A 21,252-nucleotide genomic window follows, 5' to 3' on the forward strand; every position below is an offset into this window, starting at 1 on the left:
CCTTCTTCCTACTTTACAAAGGTATGAACGTATTCTGCCACTTTCACACCATCCGATAAATTAGTACTATTATAACACATTTTACTGAGATTGATAAAAAGCTAACAAGCTATTCTCCATTCTCAAGTTCATCCATATCTTGCTCAAACTTTTTTTGAGCCCATTCGCCATAACTTTTAAGGCCAAGATTGCCGATAAAAACCCAAGGAAGGTAAATCAGATAAGTAACGACCCAAGCAGACAAGTATTTAACGTTCAAAGGATTGTGCTGATAAATTTCGATATTGAATTGATAATTCTCCAACATCAAGAGAGTCGTAATAGCGAGAGTTACCAGCAAACACCCTATAATCGTAAAATGAAAACGACTATAGTAGGTCACTCCAAGTTGTCGTGCACGATTGAAAAAGAAGAAAATTCCTAAAAGAAGGGTAACCAGAAGAATATTAGGATTAAACACAGCAGGTGCTAATACAGCCACCAAATAACTTAGCAGAATGAGCCCGATAAACATATAAAAAGACTCTGTTCCAGCTTTGTTAAACAGTTGTTCTTCTCTTTCGTCTAGTAATTGATAATAAAAAAATTTATTTTTCATCTTCTTCCTCCCAAACTTGCTGATTTCTGCGATTCAAGTATAGGATAACTCTATCCATAGAAAAACTCCCAACGAGATAGATGATAACTGCTAGAACCACTTTTAGGGAGTACTTCCAAGTCAATAGATTGACCAGTTCCTCGCGATTGCCTACGATATCAATCAATAAAATCACTATAGAAAATCCCAAAGCAGATAAAATTCTTTCTTTTCCAGTATTCTCAACAATATCTCGAATGTCAATTCCAACATACATGCGGCGAATAATGGCATACAAACCGACTCCAATCAATAAAAGTAATTCTGGTAAATAGGACAGAAGTGTTAAATTGAAAATATAAACTTTGGCAAAAATTTCCAGTGCCAAAAATAGGCACATTCCCAAGAGAATTTCTCCTGAAATGTTTCCGTCCAATTTTTCCGTACGTTCATCTTTGATCACAAGTTTCTTTCTATTTTTCATCTTCTTCCTCCCAAAATAATTGATCTAATGTTTTTCCTAAGCATCTGCAAATGGACTGGCAAAGGGAGAGACTAGGATTGTATTTCCCTGCTTCTATCAAGCCTATAGTCTGCCTAGTTACACCAACAGCATCTGCCAAATCCCCTTGTGTTAAATCACGCTCCACCCGAGCTAATTTTAATTTTAAGTTTTTAGCCACTAGCATCCTCCTTCACATTTTTAAAAAGTTGCGCTTCTTTTTAAATATATTATACCATATATCTAACTTAATGCAATATATAAATGTCATTTTGTAATATTTTATTAACAAAAACACTCTCTATCATCTTACATGATAAAGAGTATTCGTTCTTATTTGATACTTAGCTAAGCTCCTCTTCAAAGGATAGAAGTCTAGGTCACAAATCCTTTTGGTAATAGTATCTTTGTCCTGTGTAGGGATAGTCTTGCAAGGTAAAAACTTCCTTGTAGCCATGACTTAGATAAAAATCTGGCGCTTGAAACTGGTAAGTATTGACAAAAGCAAAACGACAGTTTCGATTCTTGGCTTCATTTTCTGCTTGCTGCAGTAGTTTCGAACCAATTCCTTGTCCTCGTAGCTCCTCTTTCACAAACAAATATTCGATTTCCAGCCAATTTCCGAAAGTCTCTGCTACTAAGCCCGCCATGAGATTGCCCTTTTCGTCTTCGAGATAAAGATTCAGTGGCTCGCTCTCAGCCTCTTCTCTTTTGGAACGATTATAAGCACGAATCAAATCCCCTATTTCTTGCGCTTTAAGCGATTCCTTATTTTCCAATCTAACGTGCATTCAAACCTCCTAATAAACTGCTACAGCTTGATTATAATCCTATTTCAATAGACTGTCAAACTAGAAAAACTCACCAAACAGAGTTGATGAGTTCATGATTTATTTTCTAAATTTCCACTGACTATAAATCCCAAAAACAAGGATCCAGATAGCAGAACCAACTGCCCCCATGAAAGTGGACTCTTGCAAAAAGAGAGTCACAAAAACAAAGACAAAAAAGAGAATGGTTAGGGGATTAAGCAAGCGATACTGAGGCATGAGGTAGCCATCAGCCATGAAGTCTTGTGACTTGCGGTATTTGAGATGAGCCACCATAATCAAGATATAAATCGCGATGTAAACACCTGATGAGGATGCTGTTATTAAAGCAAAGGCATCTGAAACACCTGGCAACACATTGATAAAGGCAGCCAGAGCAATCAAGATCGCTGAGGCAATGATGGCATTTTGTGGAACATTGTGGCGAGAAAGGGTATCGACCTTGATAGCCTTTAAGAAACGATTGGGCGAATCATGGGCAATCTGGTATAAGTGTCTCCCTGTTGAGTAGAGAGTTGAGTTAAGAGCAGACGCTGCTGAGGTCAAGACAACAAAGTTGATTAGAGCCGCTGCCCACTTGATCCCTGCCAATTCAAAAACCGTTACAAATGGAGAATCTGAAGAATTAAGATAAGACCAAGGAATAATGGCCATAATCGCAATGAGAGCTCCCCCGTAGAAGAAGATAATTCTGAGAGGAATTTCCTTAACAGCTTTGGGCAAGACCTGACGAGGGTTCTTTGTTTCAGAAGTTGTCACCCCGATAAACTCAATCATCAGATAGGCAAAAAATACCATTTGAAAGGCCATGACAAAGTTCATAACTCCGTTTGGAAAAAGAGAGAACTGGTCGCTGATATTTGCCAAACTTGCAACACCATGCGGTGTCTTAAAGCCCGTCAAAACCATAAAGACTCCTGTTGCAATCATGGCTAAAATCGCCACAATCTTGACCATAGCAAACCAAAACTCGACTTCTCCAAAGAGCTTAACCGCAATCAGATTGACCAAAGCCAAAATCGTTAAAAAGACAAGCTGAATCAGCCAACTAGGCCATGTGGGAAACCAGAAGCGGACATAGTCTGAGATGGCAGTGATTTCTGCCATACCGATAAAGACAACTGATAACCAATAAGACCAAACTGAGAAATATCCCCAACCTTTCCCCAAATGACGGGTGATAAAGTTGATAAAGGTATGCTGTTCTGGATCCTGATACAGCATCTCCCCAACAGCCCTCATCATCAAAAACATAAAGGCTCCTGTAATCATGTAAATCAGAATGATAGAAGGTCCTGTAAGGCTGATAGAGCGACCAGCACCTAAGAAAAGTCCTGTTCCGATTGTTCCCGCAATGGCCATCACCTGAACATGGCGATTGGTTAAACCACGCTCCATTTTGTTTTTCTTCTTATTTTCACTCATATAGTCTCCTATTTATCCAAAAAACCAAAAAGGAGTTGAGCAAGGCAAAACCTTCACTACTCCTTTTTCATCCTATTTAAGCTGTTTTCTCAACCTTTAAGATTTTGACATCATAGCTTCCAACTGGTGTTTCAATCGTTGCAGTATCGCCAGTCTTCTTGCCAATCAAAGCACGGCCAATCGGACTTTCATTTGAGACTTTACCAGCAAAAGCATCTGCACCTGCAGAACCGACGATGATGTAGACCTCTTCTTCGTCTTCACCGACTTCTTGGATTGTTACTGTTTTACCGATTGCTACCTCATCTTGGGCAACTGCATCGCTATTAACAATTTCAGCATAGCGAATTTTTGTTTCTAGACTTGAAATTTGTCCTTCAACAAAAGCTTGTTCATCTTTCGCTGCTTCATACTCACTATTTTCTGAAAGGTCTCCATAGGAACGAGCAATCTTGATACGCTCTACGACTTCGGGACGACGGACGAGTTTCAACTCCTCTAATTCTTTTTCTAGTTTTTCCTTTTCTTCAAGGGTCATTGGGTAAGTTTTTTCTGCCATTTTTTAAACTTTCTTTTCTATTTACTTTTTTAAAACAAAATTATGTGGAAAACCACATAATTTTAGTTTGAACTACTTGCTTGAGGTAACTTGCTATTGATATGCTCTGCAACGTTTTGGTCATGTTCTTCTTTTGTTGTTGCAAAGTATACTTTACCATCTTCAACATTTGCTACAAAGTACAAGTACTCACTCTTTGTCTGGTTTACACTTGCTTCAATCGCATCCGAACTTGGGCTATCAACCGGTCCAGGCATGAGGCCAAGGTGTGTGTAAACATTGTATGGTGAATCAATCGTTGTATCAATTCCAGCGTCATCTGCTAAACTAATCTTTTGACCAAGTTTTCCTTGAGCATATAGGATAGCGATATTACTTTGAAGTGGCATACCAACATTCAAGCGGTTATAGAAGACACCTGCGATCTTCTTGCGGTCTTCGGTCTTAGCACCTTCTTTTTCGACAAGAGAAGCAATGCTGAGCAATTCATTAACTGTCAGATTCTTTTCTTTGATCGTAGCGTAATATGGTGACATAGCCTTATCCATAGCAGCCACCATCTCATCAATCAAACTTTCAACAGTTGTACCGTCTTTGATCGTATAGGTAGCTGGGAAAAGGTAGCCTTCAAGACGATAACGAACGCCACTGTCTTTTGTTGGAAGACTTCCAAGTAGGTTTGGATACTTGGCTACTAATTGTGAGATAAAGGTCTCATCTTGAGCTTTTGCCAAGAAAGCATCCGCAGTAAGAGGTTCTTTAAATTCACCTTGAAGTTGTCCTACTGTTTGAGCGATTTGCTCTAATGTATAGCCTTCTGGAATTGTCAAGTTTGCAAGAACAGGTGCCTGAGCTTCAGGAGTCCCACCTTTTTCCAATTCTTGAATCAACTCATCCGTACTCATACTCTTCTTCAAGTTGTAATAACCTGACTTCAAGTTAGCATGGCTATAATATTTAGCATAAAGACTAAAGATAAGGCCATGTTTAACCAAACCAGATTTTTCCAAGGTGCTTCCAATTTCTTGAACATTTGCACCGTCTGGGATTTGAACCGTTACGTAGTCTTTAGAGCTCGCATCCACAGGTTTCAAGGAATCTTGAACGTAACCATAACCAAAGTAACCACCAACTGCAACGAGTACTAGGAGAACTAGAACTGTTACTAGGCAACCTTTAGCTTTTGATTTTTTCTTTTTCTTAGTTGGTGTTGCACCTTGACGACGACTACGACGTGGAGCATCAGCTAATCCACTGCTAGATTCTGTAGAAACAGGCTCAACTCTTTCAGGCATTCCTGGGGTGATTTCCTCTTTCTTGTCTTCTGTTTTATAGGTTACGGCAACCTTAGTCGGAGTATCGTTAAATTCTTTTTCTTCGGGTTTAAGCTCAACTGGTTCTACCTTAGGTTGAACAGGTTCCACTACAGGTTCTTCAGCCAGATGAATCGGCTCTACTAGAGGTTCTTCAGATTCTACAACTTCAATCTTGTCAATGATTGGCTGTCTAATCTCTTTCTCTTCTTGGTCATCCGTTTCATCAGTTCTAGCACTTGAAAGTGGAGGAACACTTGGTGCATTTTTTAGGATTTTATCGACAACAGATAGGGAATCAGCCATCAACTCTTCTGTTGACGTTTCTGGTTCAAGATCTGAAGGAGTTGCTGAACTAGCTGGAGATGATGAAGCCGTCAGATTTGGAATCTCTACTTCTTTCTCTCTTTTATCTTGTTCTTTTACTCTTTCTAAATCACGTAGAATCTGCTCTTTAAAGCTTAATTTTTCTTCTTCTCTTGATTTTTCAGTCAAAAGCATTACCTCCTTGTTGACAATCCCTAATATTATATCTTAAAAGTCGCAGAAAAGCAACCAACTAGGGCATTCCCTAGCTAGTTTTCTTTATTTTTCGGCTGCCAGACCATATCATACCATGTTTCCCCAGCAAAGTTTGACTGGGATATTCCTTCATTAACAAAGCCGTGCTTTTCGTAATAGGAGATAAGGTAATCATGACACGTCAAGTTAATGCCCTCTCGCTCATGTTCTAAAGCGACTTCTTTCAGAGCCTTTAATAGTCTTTTCCCTACCCCCAAAGCTTGTGCTTCCTTGGCAATAGATAGGCAAGTCACAGAAATATAACCTCCAGGTTGATGGCTATAGTCTTTTATTTCTTCTGTAAAGGACTGATCTTGGAGATGGCGGTGTGGGACGACTGGACCTTCGATATAACCAAGAATACGCCCCTCCTTTTCAGCTACGAGAAAACTGGTCTGAATTTCCCGCAAATGGGCCTCAAAGACCGAACGAGGAATGGCTTCCTCAAGGGAAAAATTCTCTAGCTCTATCTCTATAATCCGATCTAAATCCGAAAATCTTGCTTGTCTGATTTTCATATTTCCTCCTGATAAAAAGGATTTGCCCAAATCAGATACCATTCAGAACCACTGCCATAATGACTCTCGGTCACTTCTTCTTCAACAAAGCCATTCATTTCAAAATATGATAGTAGTTCATCAGGACTCTGCAAAAGAATACCTTGATAATCTAGTTCGACTGTCACCTGTTTCAAGGCCGCAAGAAGAAGAGTTCCCAGCCCCTGTCCCCGATGGTCAGGATGAATGGTCAAGGATTTTATTTCTATCCATTTGGGATGAATAGACTGAGCTTCTCCCAAAACATAGCCTAAGAGCTGATTTTCATCCCCAGCTACAAGAAAGGTACCCGCAGACTTGCGGATACTCTCTTCTAAGGATTGGTGGCTAAGTGTCTCTTCTGATGAAGGATTGGCTTCTTCAATCGCCAACATTTCTTCTAAATCTGATAAGGTAGCTTGCCTTATAGTGATTGGAATTTCCATCTGTTTTCCTTATTGGACGTTGCTTGTCAAGTTAGACAAGAGACGTTCAAATGAATATTCATAGGTTTGGATGTCTCCTGCACCCATAAAGACGTAAACAGCATTGTCATGGTCTAGGAGTGGAGAGACATTTTCAACAGTGATAACCTGGTGTTTCTTGTTGATTTTATTGGCTAAGTCTTCTACTTTGACATCACCATGGTCCACTTCACGAGCTGATCCATAGATTTGCGCTAGGTAGACGGCGTCTGCTTGATTCAATGCATGGGCAAATTCGTCCAACAAGGCAATGGTTCTTGTAAAGGTATGCGGTTGGAAGACTGCCACGATTTCCTTGCTTGGGTATTTTTGACGAGCTGCATCCAAGGTCGCAATGATTTCTGTTGGATGGTGGGCAAAGTCATCGATGATTACCGTGTCATTAACGATTTTCTCAGTGAAACGACGCTTAACACCAGCAAAAGTTTTCAAGTGTTCACGGACCAAGTTCAAATCAAAACCTGCTGTGTAAAGAAGACCAATAACAGCTGTCGCATTCATGATATTGTGTCGACCAAAGGTTGGAATGTGGAATTGACCCAATTCTTGTCCACGGAAGTGAACGGTGAAGGTTGATCCAGTCGTAGAACGAAGGAGATCACTAGCTACAAAGTCATTATCCTCAGCTTCAAACCCATAGTAATAGATTGGCGCATTGGCTGTGATCTTACGCAACTCAGGATCTTCACCGTATACAAACAAACCTTTGGTAATTTGTTTGGCATAGTCGTTAAAGGCATTGAAAACATCCTCTAGACTGGTAAAGTAGTCTGGATGGTCAAAGTCAATGTTGGTGATGATAGAGTATTCTGGGTGATAAGGCATGAAGTGACGCTCGTATTCGTCTGATTCAAAGACGAAATATTTGGCATTAGCTGAACCACGACCTGTCCCGTCTCCAATCAAGAAGCTGGTGTCTGTGATGTGAGACAAGACGTGTGACAGCATACCTGTTGTTGAAGTTTTTCCATGAGCTCCTGCCACTCCCATGCTGACAAAGTCACGCATAAAGCTACCGAGGAATTCATGATAACGTTTGTAGCTAATGCCATTTTGATCTGCATAGGCTATTTCAACGTTGTTATCTGGACGGAAGGCATTCCCAGCGATAATCTCCACATCACCTTGTAGGTTCTTTTCATCAAAAGGAAGAATGGCAATCCCTGCCTGCTCTAGACCACGTTGAGTAAAGTAGTATTTTTCAACGTCTGAACCTTGAACCTTGTGTCCCATTTGGTGCAACATCAAGGCTAGGGCACTCATCCCTGATCCCTTGATTCCAATAAAATGATATGTTTTTGACATGCTTTTCTCCCCTACTCAGTAATTCTTGTCAGATTCAACTCTTGGGCAACCTGACGTTCCTGTTCCGTTTGCTTATTCTTTTTATTATAGATCTGACTCTTCTTTAGAAAATCATAGTTGTTCTTTTTAGCTTTTTCCGTTTGGGTTTTTGGAGTTGGATTCACCACTTGGCCAACCTCCTCAGCTAAGATATAGTGAGACTGGCTCAAGTTTTTACTAAATTTGGCAAACTCACCAGGATTTTCCTTTTGAAATGGTGCTGTTGGTTGGTTTCCTTGACGAACAAGTGTTGAACCATTGTGTCGTCTGGTATGACTAACATCCTGAGTCAAATACTTGGCTGAACGTTTCTTCTTCAAATCCGCACGCGCCTCTTCTCGAGCCAATTCAGCATACGTTTTTTCAACTTTTTTAGGTTCTGGTCTTGGCTTTGACTCCTTGTTAATCACTGGAGAAACTACAGTTTCTTCCTCATTGATAGGAGACCATTCCAAATAGTTCTTATCGCGGTAATCGCCTTTGATATTGCTAATAAAGTCTGACTCATCGTACAAGTCCATGACTGGCATTTTGGTCAGCATGATCTCATCATCTGACACCAATGGAAATCGATCTTGTTTCATTTTGTATTTCCTTTCAACACTTCATTATAGCGTATTGTCTTGATTTTTCAAGTGCTGGCTTCAGAAATTCCCAAAATTTCACGAATTTCTGCCAGACTGAGACTCGCACGCGACTCCGTACCATCTAAAACTTGGGAAACCAAATGTTTCTTTTGTTCTTGAAGTTCTTGGATTTTTTCTTCAATGGTTCCTTTGGTAATCAAACGATAGACCTCGACCATCTGCTCCTGCCCCATGCGGTGGGCTCGTCCGATAGCCTGGGCTTCGACAGCGGGATTCCACCAAAGGTCAACTAAAATGACCGTATCAGCTCCCGTTAGATTGAGACCAACACCACCCGCCTTAAGGGAGATGAGAAAGGCATCTCTTTCCCCTTGGTTAAAGGCCTTAGTCATCTCCTGTCTGTCATGAGCAGGAGTTGAACCTGTGATTTTGAAGGAGGTCAAGCCCAAGTCTGGGAGTTCTTTCTCGATTTTTTCCAACATTCCTTTGAACTGGGAGAAAATCAAGACCCGATGCCCACCATCAGCCACTTGTAGCAATAAATCTCGGAGACTATCGAGTTTACCACTGGCTCCCTGGTAATCGTCCATGAAGAGGGCAGGCGTATCGCAGATCTGGCGCAATCGCATGAGACCAGATAAGATTTCTACCCGACTTCTTTGGAATTCTTGATCTGTCACTTGCGCTAGGCGGTCTCGCATCTGTTGCAACTGGGCGAGATAGATGGCCTTCTGTTGGTCTTCCAGTTCATTTTTATAGACGACTTCGATCAGATCAGGCAGTTCTGTAAGAACTTCTTCTTTCTTACGCCTCATGACGAAAGGCTTGATAAACTGCGCGACTCGGTCAGCCGGTAATTTCATAAACTCCTTTTTACTTGGTAAGAGCCCCGGTAGCACAATTTGGAAGATAGACCACAACTCTCCTAAATGATTTTCGATGGGCGTACCCGACAAAGCAAAGACTGCTGGCACCACAAACTGGCGCAAACTCTGAGCAATCTTAGTCTGGGCATTTTTCATGACCTGGGCCTCATCTAAGAAGAGAAAATCAAAAGCCATCTCTTGATAAAGCTCGCTGTCTTGACGAAAGGTTGCATAGCTAGTCACATAGATTTGGTGATTTTCAGAAAGAATCGCTTCTCGATTCGCTTTCAAACCATGAACGACAGCCAAATCCAACTGTGGGGCAAATTTCCTGAATTCATCTGCCCAATTGTAGATTAAACCTGACGGAGCCAAAATCAAGACCCGACTATCTTCTGTCACCTGACTGGTCAAAAAAGCAATAGTTTGCAGTGTTTTTCCCAGTCCCATATCATCGGCTAGGATGCCACCAAAGCCATAGTGATGAAGCATCTGGAGCCAACGGACACCCTTTTCCTGATAGTCTCTCAAACTCGCCTGCACCCGTATATCTCCCAAAGGAAAGTCCTCTGGATGGGTCAAATCATGAGCTAAATGCTGAAATTCTTCCGAGAAGGAGATCCTGTCTCGACCTTCAAAAAGCTGAGAAAGGCTATAAGCCAGAGATTTTCGCGCTTGAAAAGAACCATCTTTTAGCTCAACCCCCAGTTCCTGCAAATTTTGACGAATCTGCTTAGTTTCCTCATCAAAAAAGTACACTTGATCAGAAGAACTGATATAGAAATCCTGATTGCTGGTCAGGGCTTTAAGAGCTTGATCAATCTCTTCTTGGGCAATCCCTTGGAAATCAAACTGAATCTCCAACAGTCCTCCCTTGGACTCAATCTGAACCTGAGGAGCTTGGACGCTGTAGAGCTGATTCATCTCATCAGATAAGAAGACCTGACCCAACTTCTCAAAAGCTGGAATCGTATGGTGAAAGAAAGAATAAACTGCCTCTGGCTTCAAAGCCTGTCTCCAAGACTGAAAATCAGCCTCAAAACCAGCCCCTAAACAGACTTGAAATAGCTGGTTTTCCAAGACGGCATCGCTTGAAAAAGGTAATTGTTCCAGCTGTTGACGACTAGTTACCTTAACATCTCCATAGTCAAACTGGATATCCAAACGGATGCGGCCGTCATCCTCCCTATCAAAGTAAAAGATTGGTGAAAAGGGTCTGATTTGTAAGCGCTCAGGAGCAGAAACTGTTCCTAGCTGTCCAAACAAAGGCAGACAGGCGGCTAGGCGGTCACGATCACTATTGTCAAACTGGAGGCATTTTCTCCCTCTTTCCTCCTGAGGAAGCTCCTTGATTTCCTTTAGGAGGCTGATTTGTTTAGGATTTAAGAGATAAAGATTCCCCTTACGAAAGAGAACTGCCCCTCCATAGAATACGTTAACTCGCTCACTTTCAGAAATCTCCATATCAAAATAATCGGGAAACTCCTGCACGGAAAAAGAGAAAAGGTTTGCTTCTGGATCTAAATCATGAAAGAGAAGATTTTCATAACTAGTAATCTGGTGTTCAAAATGAAAATCTTCCAAGTTCATCAGCAACTCCACTCCCTGCTCAAAAAAGGTCAGAGGGAAAAAGAGGTGACGACCTTGATTGGGGAAAAAGAGGTCTTGACTCAGTCCCTCCTCAATCAAGCCACATAAAAAAGTAAGAACTTCTTGACTAGCTGTATCAAAAGCATCCCAAGACAAGTCATTTTCATAGTGCTTCCCAATCATATATGGCTTTCGATGGACCAAAACCTTCAAAAAGAGAGGGATGTCACGAATGACATAATATTTTTGACTATCAACTAAACCGATTCGGAGAGTCCAAAGGAGGCGATTGGTTCCAGCTTCTACCTGACCTTGAGCCGACAAAGTGTAGATTTGCTCTCTCTTCTGAGGTTGGATACGCTCCAAAAAACTACCGCCAAAACTAACCTTGGTTTCGACCTCTTCTTGCTCTTCATGTCCTTTTTCTAAGGCTTGTAAAATCACCTGACCTTCTTCATCATTCTTCAGATAATGCTCGAGCGCTGCGAGGTGAACACAGTAACCTCTTTTTTGGAAAAAATCGCAAGCACAAAAAACTAGATCATCCTCTAAACTGTAGCGCAAGTCTTCTCCCGCCACACGAGTATAGAGGCGATTCCCTTTTTCCTTGATAATCTCAATGTTGCCTGTTTCATAGAGTGTAACACCCTCCATGCGCAACTTCCCCGGAATCAATTTAGCCATAGTTACCCCTTTATCTTATCTTTTCATTATATCATATTTTCCCCTACGAAAATAGCCTTCTAGGAAGACTTTTCTCCTAGAAGGCTTGATTTTAAAGTGTAGAAAAAGTGGTCACGATACGTTGGCAAACCTCTTCCAGTACGGACTTCGGCATAGCTACATTGAGGCGGGCATGAAGAGTTCCCTCCTCCCCAAAGTCCAAACCTCGGTTCAAGATAACCTTAGCTTCATTCTTCAAAAGCTCTTGCAAGCGGTCATCCGTTAGGTCATAGGCTGAAAAATCAAGCCAGATCAAGTAGGTACCTTGCGGTTTCATGACCTTAATCTTGGTTTCGTTGCCCAAAATATCCACTACATAGTTAATGTGGTCCTCGATGACTTCTTTTAACTCTCCTAACCAATCCTTACCATAACGGTAGGCAGCTTCTGTCGCCAAATAACCCAAGCCTGAGATTTCATGCTGGTTATTGGCCAACTGGCGTTTTTGGAAAGCCACACGAAGCTTTGGATTTTCAATAACTGCATAGGAATTCTTGGTCCCAGCAATATTAAAGGTCTTAGTGGCACTGCTCAAGATAAGGGCAAAGTTTTTAAAGGAGGGATCAATGGTATTAAAAGACTGGTGTTTGTGACCAAAGAGGGCCAAATCTTGGTGAATCTCATCTGAAACAAGCAAAACACCGTGTTTTTGGCAGAGATGACCAATCTTTTCTAACACTTCCTTTTCCCAAACACGTCCACCAGGATTGTGAGGATTGCAAAGGATATAGAGTTTGACATCCTCTCCCACCAATTCCTTCTCCAGCTGGTCAAAGTCAATCTCAAACAGCCCGTCCTTTTCCACCAAAGAATTGGTAATCAATCTGCGATTGTTGAGTTTGACACTGCGGGCAAAAGGTGGATAGACCGGTGTGTTAATCAGAACAGCCTCTCCTTCTTTTGTAAAGGCTTGAATAGCTGTTGAAATAGCTGGTACCACTCCCTCTATAAAGACGAGGGCATCCTTGTCAAAGTGATAGCCATGTTGACTGGCTTCCCAGTCCTGAACCGACTCAATCAAATCATCACTAGCATAAGTATAGCCATAGACCAACTGATCTGCGTAGGCTTGTACAGCTTGTCGAACCTCAGGCAAAACCACAAAGTCCATATCTGCTATCCAGGCTGGTAGAACTTCTCGGTCAGCTTCTGCTTCTTTCCATTTATAGGTATGGTGCCCAAAACGATTGGGCAGGCTTGTAAAATCATATTTTCCCATATCTATCTTATCCTTCCAAAGCTTGGCGCAAGTCCGCAATCAAATCTCTAGCATCCTCAATCCCAATGGATAAACGCAAGAGGTCATCTGTTAATCCATAGGAATGACGCACTTCTGCCGGAATATCCGCATGAGTCTGAGTTGTCGGATAGGTGATCAGACTTTCTACGCCACCCAAACTTTCTGCAAATGAGAAGACCTTGAGGCTATTTAAAATATGAGGAATACGTTTTTCATCCACTACTTTAAAGGAAATCATACCCCCACGTCCAGTATAGAGCACTTCCTTAACTGCAGGTGAATCCTTCAAAAAGGCAACCACTTCTTGGGCATTGGCTGTAGAACGCTCCATACGAAGAGGTAGAGTTTTAAGACCACGAATCAACTGATAACTATCAAATGGTGACAAGACCGCACCTGTCGTATTCAAATTGTAGAAAAGTTGCTCATATAGTTCTAAACTATTAGTCACAACTACCCCAGCTAAGACATCATTGTGCCCTGCTAGATACTTGGTGGCAGAATGAAGAACGATATCCGCACCATCTTCAATCGGACGTTGGTAAATCGGACTGTAGAAGGTATTGTCCACCACTACCTTGGCACCCTTGGCATGAGCTAGTTTGGCTAGTTTGGCAATATCAAATTCCAACATCAAGGGATTGGTTGGTGTTTCAATATAGAGAACATCCACATCTTTCTCTAACTCAGCAATCAGCTCTTCTTCTGTATTGGCATAGGTAAAATGGAAACGACCTTCCTGCTCCACTTGGTTAAACCAACGGAAAGAACCCCCATACAGATCACGCACAGCCAAGACTTTACTTCCTACTGAAAAAACACTAAAAGCTAGTACAATCGCAGCCATACCTGAGCTTGTCGCTAGGGCATAGTCTGCTGATTCGATTGCAGCCAAAACCTCCTCCGCCTTACTGCGAGTTGGATTTTTAGTACGGGTATAGTCAAATCCAGTAGACTGGCCAAACTCTGGATGCTGATAAGTTGTTGAAAAATGAAGTGGAGTCACCAAGGCACCTGTTGCCTTATCTGACTTGATTCCCGCCTGGGCCAAAATTGTGTTGATGTGTAGTTCTTTGCTCATACAATACCTCCAAATCTATAGTAACTATTGTACCACTTATTTTCACTAACTCATTTTCTTGTTTTCAAGAGCTAGTTATAGTTTCAAACTATATAAAAACGATAGTTTCTAAAGGAACTATCGTTTTTCCTGTTGAATAGACTGGTTATTTAACGTGTTTTGCCAGTTCTTCTTGGGCTTTTTTATTTGATTCTTCTTTTTCTTTCTGCCATTTTTCTTTAGCTTTTTCATACTCAGCAGTTGTCACCGTCTTATCTTGCAACTTGAGATACTTGTATGACTCTACACCCTTATTTCCAGCTTGTGAGAATGGCGATGAGAATGGAACTGTCTTTCTCAAGGTCGGTGTTCCACCCTGAGAAACGTTTGGAATAGCAAGGGCGCTATCAACGAGCCAAGCTTGAATTTCAGCATATTTTTCATAACGTTTTGCTGGTTCTTGCTCCTTGTTCGCTTCTTCTAACATTTGAGTGTAAGTATCCAGACCAACTGCCTTAGCCTTGTCATTAACCTCACCCGGTTCTAGACCAAGGTTTTGCAACATACCACCGTTATTTACATTTAGGATATCTAGATAGCTTGATGGATCCAAGTAGTCCGCACTCCAACCGCCATTATAGATATCAAAGTCTTTTTGAGCTGCAGTTTGAGCTAGGTAGCTAGAGTTGTCAAAGTCATCTGTTGATAGCTGTTGGATATCGATAACCACATTCTCAGCTCCTAGAACAGATTCGATGGATTGTTTCAAAGAACTTGCTTCAAGTACACCTTTTTTAGCTGATTGGTCAACTGTTACATCCAAGTGGATTGGAAATTGCACACCCTTAGCTTCCAATTCTTTCTTGGCTTCTGCAAATTTAGCCTTAGCTTTATCAGGATTGTAGTATGGGTCTTGTGCATCTGCAAAATTGATTCCTTGCCATTCTTGGCCATAGTTGACCATCTTTTCTGAAACAACATCGCCAAAGTCTTTTCCGTTGATACTTACAAATGTTGGAGGTACAACCAAGTTACGAATAATCTTCGTTGCTCCGTCCTCCCCTTGAGATTGTGCTCCATAGGCTGTACGGTTATAAGCATAGTTGAAGGCTTGACGGAAGTTTTTATTCAGAACTGCTTCTTGGGTTGATTTCTTTTCGATATCTGAAGATTTAGACGTGAAGTTATAAGACTTTCTGTCCAAGTTGAAGTTCAAGTAATAAGAAGTTGCGTTTTGCATACTATAGATGATGTTATCCTTGTTCTTCTCTTTAATGCCTTCAAAGCTTGAGCTATTTGGATAGAGACGCGCGTAGCTGTATACTCCTTCTACAAAGTTACGTGCTAGTGCATCTTGGTCACTACCATCATAATAGGCCAATTTCACATCATCTACAAAGACATTTTTTTCATCCCAGTAGTTGGGATTTTTCTTGAATTCGATAACAGATTTTGAAACAAACGATTTCATCAAGAAAGGTCCATTGTACAAAATACTAGAAGGGTCTACCTTACCAAAGTCATCCCCTTTTGATTTTAAGAAATCTGCATTGACAGGGAAGAGAATGGTTGAAGTTGTTTTAGAATTCCAATAAGATTCTGGACGTGTCAAAGTGTACTGAACTGTTTGGTCGTCAATCGCCTTAACACCGACAGTTGAAAAGTCAGTTGTTTTCCCGTTGATATAGTCATCCAAACCTGCTACAGAGTCTTGAACAAGGTACAAGGCTTCGGATTTTTTATCAGCAGCATATTTCAAACCTGTCACAAAGTCTTGGGCCGTTACAGGGGCGTATTCTTCACCCTCATAAGTATACCATTTTGCATCCTTACGCAATTTGTAGGTATAGGTTAAACCATCCTGAGAAACAGTCCAATCCTCTGCCAATGATGGAACATAGTTACCGTATTGGTCATTTTCCATCAACCCATCCACCAAATTGGTAACGATGTCATTGGTTGTTGCACGGTTTTCTGCAAGATAGTTCAAACTAGATGGATCGCTCGAATAAACATAGTTATATGTTTTAGTAGCGCTACTTGAATTTCCACATGCGCTCAGTAGAATACCTGCGCTTAACACGACACTTGCAAGTGTCAGATACTTGGCCTTAGACTTTTTCATTTCCAGAACCTCCTGTTTAAAAGTTTTGTCTTATTATACAGCTTTAGTTTTATTTAGTCAAGTGATTTCTGAAGAAAAACTTAAAAAAGCATATTTTTTGCTCTTAATTTTAGAAAAAGTTCTCTTTTTTTAAGAAAAATGTAGTATAAAAACCTTTCTATTAAAGAAAGGTTAAATTCGTTACTTTTATTTATAAATCTTTTTACGATATTTTCAATCGTGTACGTAGTCGGTCTGCTTGAGCTTTGCCGATTATCTTGTCCAAGAGTCGTGTCCGTAGGCTCATCAAACCATAAAGACCTCCTCCAAGCCCTCCGATGAGAGCCACATAAAGGAAACTCCAGAAACGTCCACTTGGTTGGAAGACAAAACCGAGTAGCCACTGCAAGAAGCCAACTAGGATAAACATGACAAGTGTCAAGATGGTAATCAAAATGGTTCTCTTCAAGATAATCTTTCGACGAGCACCCGTTACCTGGCAGATGTCTCGGTACATCAAGACATTTGGAATAATCAAGCCGATAGTCGTTGAAAGCAAAGGACCATAGCTGTGGAAAATGGCAATGGTTGGCAATTGCAAGACGATCTTAGCAATGGAACCATAGATAAAGTAAAGAACTGCCTTGCGGTTTCGGAACATGGCCTGAAGCATAGGAGACAAGACCATATACAAGCCTAGGATAGTAGACTGCAAAACTGCAAAGACAAATAATCCCATGGCCAGACTATCTGGCTTACCGTAGAAGACTGTATAAAGAGGCTCCCCTACCATGACCACTCCAACCGTTGCTGGTAGCAAGAATAAGAAGAGCATGGTGAGACTATCTTGGACTAGGCGAGCCGCCGCCTGCAAGTCGCCTTTTACATAGTTTTCCGTCAACAGCGGCAAACCGACACTCCCAATCGAAACCCCTACAGAGATTAAAATCATAGTAATTTTATTAGGATTGGCAGAGAAATAAGAAAACATGACAACCAAGTCTTCATTACTGTAATTGGTAAACCACTTCATACTATTGATAAAGGTCATTTGGTCTAAAATCTGGAAGAGCTGGATGGCTGATCCTGTCAGGATAAAGGGAATGGCTTCCTTGATGGTATCGACTAAGAGTCGCTTACTATTGATTTTATCCCGTGTTTCAAAGACTCTTTTAAGCAAACCTTCTTGGGCAAGGAAGTAGATCAAAACTGCAAAACTTGCTACCATCCCCACAAAGGCTGCAAAGGTCGATTGGGTAACTGCTGCTAGGTAGTCACCAGAACCCATCTTCATAATGAAGAAGGTTGCCATCAACATCCAGATGACACGAATCACCTGCTCAGCGATTTGACTCATAGCATAGGGTTTGAGGTTGTTCATCCCTTGGAAGAAACCTCGAATGACACTCATAGATGGGAAAATCAAGACCGCCCAAGCCAAGCTATGCATGATGGGAATCAGATCTTTCCCCACACCTGACAAATCTGCTAACCAGGGAGAAAAGAGATACAAGACCAAAGCAAAGACTAAGCCTAAGCCCGTCATAAAGCTTAGGAAACTCCGAATCAAGGCAAAGCTATGCTCTTCTTCTCGCACGGTATTGTACTTAGCCACTTGTTTGGCGACCGCAACTGGGATACCCGCTGTCGAAATCAGCAAGAACCAGGCGTAAATATTGTAGCCCATGGTAAAGAGTCCATTTGCCTTAGCAGCATAGGTCCCCATCCAGATATACCAGGGAATAATGTAGATAGCACCAAGGAGGCGACTAATAAAGTTACTAGCTGTTAGCCAAGCAGTCCCTCGCAACATCTGGGCTTGCTGGTGATTGTTTTCGTTAGACATAGCTTCCTCATTCAATTTTGATAACTAGGAAAAGTTCCTTATCTTCCATTATAAACTTTTCCTTGTTACTTGTAAAATTCGGGCGTGAAGTTTATAATAGAAAGTATGATTAAGATTGAAACCGTATTAGATATTTTAAAGAAAGATAGTCTCTTCCGTGAGATTATCGACCAAGGACACTACCACTACAACTACAGTGAAGTTGTTTTTGACAGCATCAGTTATGACAGCCGAAAAGTAAAAGAAGGCACTCTTTTTTTTGCAAAAGGTGCTGCCTTTAAAAAAGAATACCTCCTATCCGCTATAACGCAAGGATTAGCTTGGTATGTCGCAGAAAAGGACTACGAAGTCGGTATCCCCGTCATCGTTGTGAACGATATCAAGAAAGCCATGAGTTTGATTGCTATGGAATTTTATGGTAATCCGCAAGAGAAACTAAAAATTCTCGCTTTCACAGGGACAAAAGGAAAGACAACATCTGCTTACTTTGCTTACCACATCCTATCTCAACGCTACCCAACAGCTCTCTTGTCAACTATGAACACAACTCTAGATGGCAAGACCTTCTTTAAATCTTCCTTCTCAACACCTGAAAACATCGATCTTTTCGACATGATGGCTCAGGCTGTTAAGAATGGAAGAACCCATCTTGTAATGGAAGTCTCTAGCCAAGCCTATCTTGTTCATCGAGTCTATGGCCTGACCTTTGATGTAGGTGTCTTTCTTAACATCACTCCTGACCATATCGGTCCGATTGAGCATCCAAGCTTTGAAGATTACTTCTACCACAAACGTCTCTTGATGAAAAATAGCCGAGCAGTTGTCATTAATAGCGACATGGACCATTTTTCTGTATTGAAAGAACAAGTGGAAGATCAAGAACATGACTTCTATGGTAGCCAGTCAAGTAACCAAATCGAGAACTCCAAAGCCTTTAGCTTTTCCGCTACAGGTAAACTCGCTGGTGATTATGATATCCAACTCATCGGCCACTTTAACCAAGAAAATGCCGTTGCTGCAGGACTTGCCTGTCTTCGTCTAGGTGCCAGTCTTGAAGATATCAAAAAAGGGATCGCTGCAACCCGCGTCCCTGGACGTATGGAAGTTCTCACTCAGAAAAATGGAGCCAAGGTCTTCATCGACTACGCCCACAATGGTGACAGTCTGAAAAAACTGATTTCTGTTGTTGAAACTCATCAAACTGGAAAGATTGCTCTGGTTCTCGGTTCGACTGGAAACAAGGGTGAAAGTCGTCGCAAAGACTTTGGACTCCTTCTCGATCAACATCCTGAAATTCAAGTCTTTCTAACTGCGGATGACCCCAACTATGAAGATCCAATGGCCATTGCTGAAGAAATCAGCAGCTACATCAGTCATCCTGTTGAAAAGATTGCCGATCGTGAACAAGCCATCAAGGCGGCGATGGCCATCACAAATCAAGAACTCGATGCCGTGATTATTGCAGGCAAGGGAGCTGATTGTTACCAAATCGTCCAAGGAAAGAAAGAAGACTATCCTGGAGACGCAGCTATCGCAGAACGTTATCTATAAAAAAAATCAAGGGAAACATTCCCTTGATTTTTTTAGTCTTCTTTCTTAAATGAATTTTTAAGACCTTCAACGGCACCTTCTACAGCACCTTTAGCATCTTCAACAACTTCTTTTGCTTTCGCAACTGTTTTTTCTACAGCACCTTCTGCTTCTGTTTTGCTATCGCCAGTAACTTTACCAAATCCTTCTTTGATAGCACCAGTTGCTTGATCCAATTTATTTTCAAGTGACATAGCTCTTTCTCCTTTGCTTTTAATACGATAATCGTTATCGCTTACATTCAGTTTATGCTTATTCTTTAGTAAAGTCAAACAATCTGCTCAAAATGAAGCAATTAAAGTAAATAGAAAATCAACCGTTCCTTGTCGAAATCAACAGCCAACTCATACTTCCCTTCTTCGTTTTGCACAATATAGCCTAGAACGACTAAACTCTCAACGAAGATATCACGACGTTTCTGTATTAATTGATCTTTTTTGAGGAATTTTAACAAAAAAGTCGTCATATATTTGAGGGCATACTCAGGGTTAACATCTCCTAAAATATCATAGAGTTCCAGCTGTTTTTCTATCAAAGGATATTGATTCTTGACCTTGTAGAAATAGTTGGACAAGGTCATCTTTTCTCTAGCAAAATCTGTAGATTCGACTAAAATGGCTGCATTGGTTTGATTGCGCAATTCTGTCTCAAAAGTCTTCTCTAACAGAGCATGATAAACTGAACTGTCCTCTCTGATAAAAATTTCTTGGTCAAGGGCTAAATTATCCGTAGATTCTAAAAAAGGGAGATTGAGAAAATAGCGTTTGTTTTCCCTTAGGATCAAGCCTGCCTTGATAAACTCTTCCATAAATTTATCAACTGCTACATCTGGAAACTGAGCCTTAATTTCTCGGAGGATCACATCATCATGCTGGTCCAGATAGTCGACCAAATCTATAAAAAATGGCTGTCGAGTCAAACGGGAGGGATTAAAAATCTGAATCATGAAGATTCCTTTCTTTACATTCTAAAAGAGGGGAGGCTGCTAGTTGACTAGGATTGGTCCCTGGTTGATTCAGAGGCACAGGAAATTTGAGTTTCCTGTAATATTCCCTCCAAAAATCACTAATCTCCTGCTCCCCATCACCAAATTTCATGGGAATAGTTTCAAAAATCGGTAGGATTTCAGCGATGTACTGGGAGCAGTAAAAGCCAGACCCATCTGGATAAAAAGAGGCATTATAGGGTGCACCCAAATGTTTGCTAGCTCTCTCCTTTACCAAGTCAGCTTCCAGCTCTGGATAGACATAAAGATCGTAGAGATGAGTTGGTTCAAAAAATTCAGCTGGTTCTTGACAAATGACTCCAGCTTGCCCACTAGCATGGTAGATCAAACCGTCCAAAAAGATTGCTACATGACTATAGTTCCCAGTAGAAGCCTGGATGGCCTGCCCCATATCTGAAAGGTCCTTCACAAAAATCAAATCGCCATTTTCTAACATCTTTCTCTCCTAGAAAAAAAGGAGCCGAAACCCCTTTAATATGGAAAACACTGTTTTCTCGTGTCAATTATC

The 21,252-nt window shown here is 41.1% G+C and carries 20 protein-coding genes; 1 reads left to right on the forward strand and 19 read right to left on the reverse strand.

What is annotated here, in order from left to right; all coding sequences use genetic code 11:
• Window positions 1–109: 109 nt before the first annotated feature.
• The 16 genes from B7720_RS00380 to B7720_RS00455 all read right to left on the reverse strand — a co-directional run bounded on the left by B7720_RS00380 (window position 110) and on the right by B7720_RS00455 (window position 18,148).
• Window positions 110–598, reverse strand: a complete 489-nt coding sequence (locus B7720_RS00380) for a DUF6773 family protein (RefSeq protein WP_084855968.1) — start codon at window positions 596–598, stop codon at window positions 110–112.
• Entirely contained in the window at window positions 588–1,061 is a 474-nt protein-coding gene (locus tag B7720_RS00385; protein WP_061420622.1) for a DUF6773 family protein, read from the reverse strand. Before B7720_RS00385 ends, B7720_RS00380 begins: the two co-directional genes overlap by 11 nt.
• The gene (locus B7720_RS00390) at window positions 1,051–1,260 is read right to left on the reverse strand and encodes a helix-turn-helix transcriptional regulator (RefSeq protein WP_162281757.1); all 210 of its coding nucleotides are present in this window, start codon (window positions 1,258–1,260) and stop codon (window positions 1,051–1,053) included. Before B7720_RS00390 ends, B7720_RS00385 begins: the two co-directional genes overlap by 11 nt.
• 199 nt (window positions 1,261–1,459) lie before the next feature.
• Window positions 1,460–1,870 carry a GNAT family N-acetyltransferase gene (locus B7720_RS00395; RefSeq protein WP_084855972.1) on the reverse strand — a complete coding sequence of 137 codons (411 nt, stop codon included), beginning with the start codon at window positions 1,868–1,870 and terminating at the stop codon, window positions 1,460–1,462.
• A 99-nt stretch (window positions 1,871–1,969) separates the two neighbouring features.
• On the reverse strand, window positions 1,970–3,334 hold the full coding sequence (locus tag B7720_RS00400) for an amino acid permease (protein WP_042902072.1): 1,365 nt from the start codon (window positions 3,332–3,334) through the stop codon (window positions 1,970–1,972).
• Between the two features lie 76 nt (window positions 3,335–3,410).
• On the reverse strand, window positions 3,411–3,893 hold the full coding sequence (gene greA, locus B7720_RS00405; protein ID WP_000818765.1) for a transcription elongation factor GreA: 483 nt from the start codon (window positions 3,891–3,893) through the stop codon (window positions 3,411–3,413).
• 62 nt (window positions 3,894–3,955) lie between these two features.
• Complete coding sequence (mltG, locus tag B7720_RS00410) at window positions 3,956–5,707, reverse strand: endolytic transglycosylase MltG (RefSeq protein ID WP_000927553.1); 1,752 nt, start codon at window positions 5,705–5,707, stop codon at window positions 3,956–3,958.
• 74 nt (window positions 5,708–5,781) lie between these two features.
• Complete coding sequence (locus B7720_RS00415) at window positions 5,782–6,285, reverse strand: GNAT family N-acetyltransferase (RefSeq protein WP_084855974.1); 504 nt, start codon at window positions 6,283–6,285, stop codon at window positions 5,782–5,784.
• Window positions 6,282–6,749 carry a GNAT family N-acetyltransferase gene (locus B7720_RS00420; protein WP_084855976.1) on the reverse strand — a complete coding sequence of 156 codons (468 nt, stop codon included), beginning with the start codon at window positions 6,747–6,749 and terminating at the stop codon, window positions 6,282–6,284. Before B7720_RS00420 ends, B7720_RS00415 begins: the two co-directional genes overlap by 4 nt.
• A 9-nt stretch (window positions 6,750–6,758) precedes the next feature.
• Window positions 6,759–8,093: a UDP-N-acetylmuramate--L-alanine ligase gene (murC, locus tag B7720_RS00425; protein ID WP_049484865.1), complete on the reverse strand. Its 1,335-nt coding sequence runs from the start codon at window positions 8,091–8,093 to the stop codon at window positions 6,759–6,761.
• Between the two features lie 11 nt (window positions 8,094–8,104).
• On the reverse strand, window positions 8,105–8,716 hold the full coding sequence (gene zapJ, locus B7720_RS00430) for a divisome accessory protein ZapJ (RefSeq protein WP_084855978.1): 612 nt from the start codon (window positions 8,714–8,716) through the stop codon (window positions 8,105–8,107).
• Window positions 8,717–8,763: 47 nt separating this feature from the next.
• Entirely contained in the window at window positions 8,764–11,859 is a 3,096-nt protein-coding gene (locus tag B7720_RS00435) for a pilus expression-regulating Snf2 family helicase (RefSeq protein WP_084855980.1), read from the reverse strand.
• 91 nt (window positions 11,860–11,950) lie between these two features.
• Window positions 11,951–13,117, reverse strand: a complete 1,167-nt coding sequence (locus tag B7720_RS00440) for a MalY/PatB family protein (RefSeq protein WP_084855982.1) — start codon at window positions 13,115–13,117, stop codon at window positions 11,951–11,953.
• A 7-nt stretch (window positions 13,118–13,124) separates the two neighbouring features.
• Window positions 13,125–14,219 (reverse strand): cystathionine gamma-synthase, encoded by a 1,095-nt coding sequence (locus tag B7720_RS00445; RefSeq protein ID WP_084855984.1) that lies wholly within the window; start codon window positions 14,217–14,219, stop codon window positions 13,125–13,127.
• A 145-nt stretch (window positions 14,220–14,364) separates the two neighbouring features.
• Window positions 14,365–16,323: a peptide ABC transporter substrate-binding protein gene (locus B7720_RS00450; protein WP_084855986.1), complete on the reverse strand. Its 1,959-nt coding sequence runs from the start codon at window positions 16,321–16,323 to the stop codon at window positions 14,365–14,367.
• Window positions 16,324–16,525: 202 nt separating this feature from the next.
• On the reverse strand, window positions 16,526–18,148 hold the full coding sequence (locus B7720_RS00455; protein ID WP_084855989.1) for a putative polysaccharide biosynthesis protein: 1,623 nt from the start codon (window positions 18,146–18,148) through the stop codon (window positions 16,526–16,528).
• A 105-nt stretch (window positions 18,149–18,253) separates the two neighbouring features.
• Between B7720_RS00455 and B7720_RS00460 the strand changes: the two genes are divergently transcribed.
• Window positions 18,254–19,699 carry a UDP-N-acetylmuramoyl-L-alanyl-D-glutamate--L-lysine ligase gene (locus B7720_RS00460; protein ID WP_084855991.1) on the forward strand — a complete coding sequence of 482 codons (1,446 nt, stop codon included), beginning with the start codon at window positions 18,254–18,256 and terminating at the stop codon, window positions 19,697–19,699.
• A 32-nt stretch (window positions 19,700–19,731) separates the two neighbouring features.
• Here B7720_RS00460 and B7720_RS00465 read toward each other — a convergent pair whose 3' ends face one another.
• From B7720_RS00465 to B7720_RS00475, 3 genes are all read right to left on the reverse strand, one after another.
• Window positions 19,732–19,932, reverse strand: a complete 201-nt coding sequence (locus tag B7720_RS00465; RefSeq protein WP_000051178.1) for a CsbD family protein — start codon at window positions 19,930–19,932, stop codon at window positions 19,732–19,734.
• Window positions 19,933–20,033: 101 nt separating this feature from the next.
• Entirely contained in the window at window positions 20,034–20,684 is a 651-nt protein-coding gene (locus tag B7720_RS00470; RefSeq protein ID WP_084855993.1) for a DUF1803 domain-containing protein, read from the reverse strand.
• Entirely contained in the window at window positions 20,668–21,180 is a 513-nt protein-coding gene (locus B7720_RS00475; RefSeq protein ID WP_084855996.1) for a YiiX/YebB-like N1pC/P60 family cysteine hydrolase, read from the reverse strand. Before B7720_RS00475 ends, B7720_RS00470 begins: the two co-directional genes overlap by 17 nt.
• Between the last annotated feature and the right edge of the window lie 72 nt (window positions 21,181–21,252).

This window comes from Streptococcus oralis subsp. oralis (assembly GCF_002096455.1).
Taxonomy (GTDB): Bacteria; Bacillota; Bacilli; order Lactobacillales; family Streptococcaceae; genus Streptococcus; species Streptococcus oralis_CY.

What these genes read in the sequence shown, in the direction of transcription:
- B7720_RS00420 (WP_084855976.1), bottom strand. Translation starts at nt 6,749, where the DNA reads ATGGAAATTCCAATCACTATAAGGCAAGCTACCTTATCAGATTTAGAA.
- B7720_RS00475 (WP_084855996.1), bottom strand. Translation starts at nt 21,180, where the DNA reads ATGTTAGAAAATGGCGATTTGATTTTTGTGAAGGACCTTTCAGATATG.
- B7720_RS00440 (WP_084855982.1), bottom strand. Translation starts at nt 13,117, where the DNA reads ATGGGAAAATATGATTTTACAAGCCTGCCCAATCGTTTTGGGCACCAT.
- B7720_RS00470 (WP_084855993.1), bottom strand. Translation starts at nt 20,684, where the DNA reads ATGATTCAGATTTTTAATCCCTCCCGTTTGACTCGACAGCCATTTTTT.
- B7720_RS00455 (WP_084855989.1), bottom strand. Translation starts at nt 18,148, where the DNA reads ATGTCTAACGAAAACAATCACCAGCAAGCCCAGATGTTGCGAGGGACT.
- mltG (WP_000927553.1), bottom strand. Translation starts at nt 5,707, where the DNA reads ATGCTTTTGACTGAAAAATCAAGAGAAGAAGAAAAATTAAGCTTTAAA.
- B7720_RS00415 (WP_084855974.1), bottom strand. Translation starts at nt 6,285, where the DNA reads ATGAAAATCAGACAAGCAAGATTTTCGGATTTAGATCGGATTATAGAG.
- greA (WP_000818765.1), bottom strand. Translation starts at nt 3,893, where the DNA reads ATGGCAGAAAAAACTTACCCAATGACCCTTGAAGAAAAGGAAAAACTA.
- B7720_RS00450 (WP_084855986.1), bottom strand. Translation starts at nt 16,323, where the DNA reads ATGAAAAAGTCTAAGGCCAAGTATCTGACACTTGCAAGTGTCGTGTTA.
- B7720_RS00445 (WP_084855984.1), bottom strand. Translation starts at nt 14,219, where the DNA reads ATGAGCAAAGAACTACACATCAACACAATTTTGGCCCAGGCGGGAATC.
- B7720_RS00380 (WP_084855968.1), bottom strand. Translation starts at nt 598, where the DNA reads ATGAAAAATAAATTTTTTTATTATCAATTACTAGACGAAAGAGAAGAA.
- B7720_RS00435 (WP_084855980.1), bottom strand. Translation starts at nt 11,859, where the DNA reads ATGGCTAAATTGATTCCGGGGAAGTTGCGCATGGAGGGTGTTACACTC.
- B7720_RS00400 (WP_042902072.1), bottom strand. Translation starts at nt 3,334, where the DNA reads ATGAGTGAAAATAAGAAGAAAAACAAAATGGAGCGTGGTTTAACCAAT.
- B7720_RS00385 (WP_061420622.1), bottom strand. Translation starts at nt 1,061, where the DNA reads ATGAAAAATAGAAAGAAACTTGTGATCAAAGATGAACGTACGGAAAAA.
- B7720_RS00460 (WP_084855991.1), top strand. Translation starts at nt 18,254, where the DNA reads ATGATTAAGATTGAAACCGTATTAGATATTTTAAAGAAAGATAGTCTC.
- zapJ (WP_084855978.1), bottom strand. Translation starts at nt 8,716, where the DNA reads ATGAAACAAGATCGATTTCCATTGGTGTCAGATGATGAGATCATGCTG.
- B7720_RS00395 (WP_084855972.1), bottom strand. Translation starts at nt 1,870, where the DNA reads ATGCACGTTAGATTGGAAAATAAGGAATCGCTTAAAGCGCAAGAAATA.
- B7720_RS00465 (WP_000051178.1), bottom strand. Translation starts at nt 19,932, where the DNA reads ATGTCACTTGAAAATAAATTGGATCAAGCAACTGGTGCTATCAAAGAA.
- murC (WP_049484865.1), bottom strand. Translation starts at nt 8,093, where the DNA reads ATGTCAAAAACATATCATTTTATTGGAATCAAGGGATCAGGGATGAGT.